At 54.8% G+C, this 4,443-nt stretch carries 4 protein-coding genes; 1 reads left to right on the top strand and 3 read right to left on the bottom strand.

Features of this window, described 5'->3' with window-relative positions; genetic code table 11:
• Positions 1 to 707 (top strand): hypothetical protein (locus ACWI8T_RS08440; RefSeq protein ID WP_449138619.1); only part of this gene is annotated, 707 nt, incomplete at its 5' end.
• Positions 708 to 806: 99 nt separating this feature from the next.
• Here ACWI8T_RS08440 and ACWI8T_RS08435 read toward each other — a convergent pair.
• From ACWI8T_RS08435 to ACWI8T_RS08425, 3 genes are all read right to left on the bottom strand, one after another.
• The gene (locus ACWI8T_RS08435; RefSeq protein WP_449138620.1) at positions 807 to 1,760 is read right to left on the bottom strand and encodes a D-alanine--D-alanine ligase; all 954 of its coding nucleotides are present in this window, start codon (positions 1,758 to 1,760) and stop codon (positions 807 to 809) included.
• A 203-nt stretch (positions 1,761 to 1,963) separates the two neighbouring features.
• On the bottom strand, positions 1,964 to 2,995 hold the full coding sequence (gene rlmN / locus ACWI8T_RS08430) for a 23S rRNA (adenine(2503)-C(2))-methyltransferase RlmN (RefSeq protein WP_449138618.1): 1,032 nt from the start codon (positions 2,993 to 2,995) through the stop codon (positions 1,964 to 1,966).
• Between the two features lie 68 nt (positions 2,996 to 3,063).
• Positions 3,064 to 4,431 (bottom strand): ParB/RepB/Spo0J family partition protein, encoded by a 1,368-nt coding sequence (locus tag ACWI8T_RS08425; protein ID WP_449138617.1) that lies wholly within the window; start codon positions 4,429 to 4,431, stop codon positions 3,064 to 3,066.
• Positions 4,432 to 4,443 lie beyond the last annotated feature (12 nt).

The raw sequence follows: 4,443 nt of genomic DNA, 5'->3' as shown, positions 1-4,443 counted from the left end.
TTCATTCATCCATATATGTTTTGAAGCCTACCACGAAAGGACGCCGCATGACCTCTCATAAGCCCGGCGATATATATTTTGGCGAGTATGTTCGCTTTTACACCTCGGATAAAAAAGGAGGAGCAGCGCTCGCGGGCCCCGATAATGCCGTGGGCGACATTGGCACCATCGAATTCGTGCTCGATGACTCCAAAAGGCAAGTCGCGTGGCTTAAAAATCCTTACGGGCAATTGGTTGGCTTTTTGAATAACCACGACTCGTACAACGCGGCCGTCATGGCCGCAAAAGGCTGGGAGCTGCATTACGTGCTCAGCTTCACCGCCTACAGCGAAGAGCCCGAACCGGGCGAGTATTGGGGTCAGGTTGCCCTTATCGCCTTCGCACCGCGTTACGCCGAGGAATTCAATGTTTTCTTGAAGGCGTTCGCAAAGGCAGCCGGCGACGGATCGCGCCCCGATCCCAAGCTCAACAACGACAGCATCGTTTCCGTGCTTGCCAACCCTGCCGAATGGAAGCCTTCCTCAAAAATCAAAATCCCGCGCGGCGGCGGGCGCACTGCGATTTTGAAAGACCATCGCAGCGTTCACGACTCCATGCTCGACGCCGCTCGTTCCAAAAAGGTCGGCTGCTACATCGTAAGTTGGGCCTTTATTCTGGCGGTTGTCACGCTCGTGGTTTGGGCACTCCATAAATTCGGCCTTTTCTAAGCCGTTCTAAGACATTTTCGAAACCTTAGTAGACTAACGAGCCCTGCGGAGGAGAAAACCCACCGCAGGGCTCGTTTCATTTGATTTAAGCGATTTGGTCTATTCCAAACCGAGCGCGACGATCTTTTCGCACAGCTCAGGGAAGCTCATTCCTGCAACTTTCGCCGCATCGGGAACAAGCGAGGTTCCCGTCATGCCGGGCAGGGTATTCGTCTCAAGAAGCCAACATACGCCGTCAGCATCCATCATCACGTCGCTGCGGGAAATGCCGCGGCAACCCAAAACCGAATGAGCCGCAACCGCGAGCTCTTGCACGGCTTCGGTTGCCTCTGCGGAAAGCGGAGCGGGGCACAAATGCTTGCTGCCGCCTTGAGCATACTTCGCATGGAAGTTATAGAACTCATCTTCAGTGGGTACGATTTGGATAACAGGCAGCGCGCGCGGGTCGTCGTTGCCAATAACACCCACGGTAAGTTCGGTGCCTTCGATAAACGCTTCGATCATGGCTTCCTCGTCGACGCTCAAAGCCAAGTCGATCGCGCCGCGCAATTCATCATACTCATGGACGATCGTCATACCGAGGGAGCTGCCCTCGGTCGTAGGCTTCACCACGCAGGGAATGCCAATCTCGGCGGAAATCTCTTTGAGGTCTTCGTCATCGAGCTCGTCGCCCTTGCCAATAACGGAGGAAGCAGCAACGTTCAAACCAGCGGCGGCATACAGCTCTTTTGCCTTGCCCTTATTCACGGCCTGCGCACTTGCGAGAATGCCCGATCCTGTATAAGGAATGCCTACCGTTTCGAGGAACCCCTGAATCGTGCCGTCTTCGCCGCCTTTGCCGTGCAGCGCCAAAAACGCGATGTCGTAATTGCCGTCGATGAGCTTCTTCAGATCCTCTTTCACCGAGGGGTCGACAAGGTCAACAGCGAAGCCAGCGTCTTTCAATGCATCGGCGCATGCGACGCCGGAATTCAAAGACACCTCGCGCTCGCCGCTTGTGCCGCCATACACCACAGCGACGGAATAATCCTTCGGGTTGCCTGAATACGCCATTTCATTCCTCACTCTTATCGCAGCTTTTCGCGATGGGCTCGCGCCCTCTTAAATTGCCTTTGCCCAATATAACCCATGCACGTAAGCCATGCTTGCATTGGGCGTATTTTCTGCCGACACAACATACGCCGAACCGCATTTGAAGTTACCGATTCTTCGTATTAGCGATGCGAATCTCAGCGTTTTTGAATCGCGTACGGATCCTAGCGTTTTTGATTTTTAAGCTGGCCGCACGCCGCCGCAATGTCGCCACCGCGTGAATCTCGCATGGTTGCTTCGACGCCCGCGCGTTCAAGCGTTCGAATGAATGCATCGACGCGATGCTTGGAGGCGGGCTGAAAAGGGGAGCCCGAAACATTATTGAGGGGCAGCAAATTCACGTGGGCGGAAATGCCCTCGCAGAAATCGACGAGCGCCTGCAGGTGGTCGTCATCGTCGTTGAAGCCTTTGATAAGAAGGTATTCGAGCGAAACTCGACGGCCACAATCGGCTTGGTATTCCTCAATTGCACGATGTAAAGCGGAAAGCGATTGATTTTTCACGCGAGGCATAAGAGCATCGCGAGTTTCCTGGATGGCGGAATGCAGGGAAACCGCCAGAATAAACTGCTCGGGTTCCGCGCCGAATGCTCGAATGCCATCGAGAATGCCGCACGTTGAAACCGTAATGTGGCGCGCGCCAATGTTGAGCCCATCTTTGCCATTCAGAAAACGGAGGGCTGCAAGGGTATTGCCGTAATTCAAAAACGGTTCACCTTGACCCATGATAACCACGTTGCTCACGCGGGTGCCCATATCGTTCTGAGCGATCAGTACTTGCTCGACAATTTCCCCGGGGAGCAAATTGCGCGTGAATCCCTCTTTACCTGTAGCACAGAATGAGCATGCCATCGCGCAACCGACTTGCGACGAAACGCATACCGTAAGGCGATCGCCCGACGGCATGGCAACCATTTCCGCCGTGCAGCCATCGGTATATCGAACGATATATTTCCTCGTGCCGTCACAAGAAACCTGTCGATCGTCGATTTCCGCACTATACAGCGGGGCAGCTTCGGCGAGCTTCGCACGCATGTCCTTCGAGAGATTCGTCATTTCATCATACGAGGTAGCTCCTTTTTGATAGAGCCATTGCTCGATTTGCTTCGCGCGGAATGCAGGCATGCCGGCGCTTTTCATAAACTCGGCAAGGCCTTCCTTTGAATACGCTTTAATGCCCTTTTTGATATCTACCATGTTGTATATCCCTCGTCGAAAGAAAAGGCCTTCGGAATATCGCGAAGGCCCTTGGTTGTATGTCGGCGCTATTCAGCAGAATGCTTCATAAGGTCGTAGAGACGATGCAGGTCTTCTTCGTCCTTGAATTCGATTTCGATCTTATTCTTTCCGTTCACGCTGCGAACCTGAACCTTCGTATCAAATGACTCAGAAAGGTCTTTCGCGGCGCGGCGGAAGAAGCGGGGCTTTGGCGGCTTTTTCACCGGATTGTTCTTTTGCTTCTCGCGGCCAGCAATCAGGCGAGCGAGCGATTCGGCCTCACGAACCGAAAGCTTTTCCTTAGCAAGCTTTTCGGTGAGCTTTGCACGGCCTTCATCGGAAGGAATGGCCAAAATCGCGCGAGCGTGACCAGCCGTGATTTTCTCCTCGTACAGCATCTGTTGGGCGTCTTCGGGAAGGTCGAGCAAACGCAAAGCGTTCGCGATGGTCGAGCGGCCTTTCGAAACCGCACTCGCAACTTCAGACTGCGTGCGGTTGCCGCGCTCCATCATGCGTTTGTAGCCATACGCCTCTTCGATAGGGTTCAAATCACTGCGTTGGAGGTTCTCGATAAGCGCAAGCTCGAGTACCTTCATATCGTCGGCCTCTTTGATGCGAACCAGAACCTTCTTCAGGCCAGCAAGTTGGGAGGCTTGCCAACGACGCTCGCCGGCAATAATCTCATAGCCCTCAGCATCTTCGCGAACCAAGATAGGCTGCAACAGGCCATCTTTCTCAATTGAAAGCGCCAACTCGTCGAGCTCTTCCTTATTGAAATGCATACGTGGCTGGTTCGGATTCGGATGCACCAATTCGATAGGCACCTCATCCAAATGATGAGGAGTTATTTCAACAGAAGACTCGGGGACCCCAGCAGTTTCAACTTGAGGCCGAGCCTGAGTTGCGGCGGAAGCCGTCGCTTGAGGCGCTGGAGCTGTCGCTTGAGGCGCGGACGCGACCTCGCGCTGCATCAAACGCGCATCAAGAGCGCTCGGACGATTGGCTTCCTCCATATAGCGGGCAGCGGGCGTCGCGGGACGTTCGGTGACGCTTTTGATGGTTACGCCATCGGGCTCTTCGATGAGCTCCGTCTTCGCCACCACATCCTTCACCGCAATGCGCGAACTCAGCGGCTCGGTTGCGGCGGTCGGCTTCGCGTATTGCTTCGGAGTGGAATACTTCTCGCCATCGAGCGTTTCGCGATCTTCGGGAGCGAGGTCTTCCTCACGAATCACTTCGCGTTCGACAACGGAGGCAGGTGCGGCAGGTGCGGGTTCCGCGACCGAAGCCGCCTGCGTCACAACGCGTTCCACCTGACGTTCGGGCGCTACACGAGCAGGCTCGGCGGGCGCTTCATACCCGCCAAGAAGAGAATTCAAACCACGGCCGAGACCGGCCTTCTTATTTTTAGCCACGCTGGCTCACCT

Source organism: Slackia sp. (genome assembly GCF_977041755.1).
The sequence above is the reverse complement of the archived record's forward strand: the minus strand, read 5'-3'. Positions and strand labels throughout refer to the sequence as shown.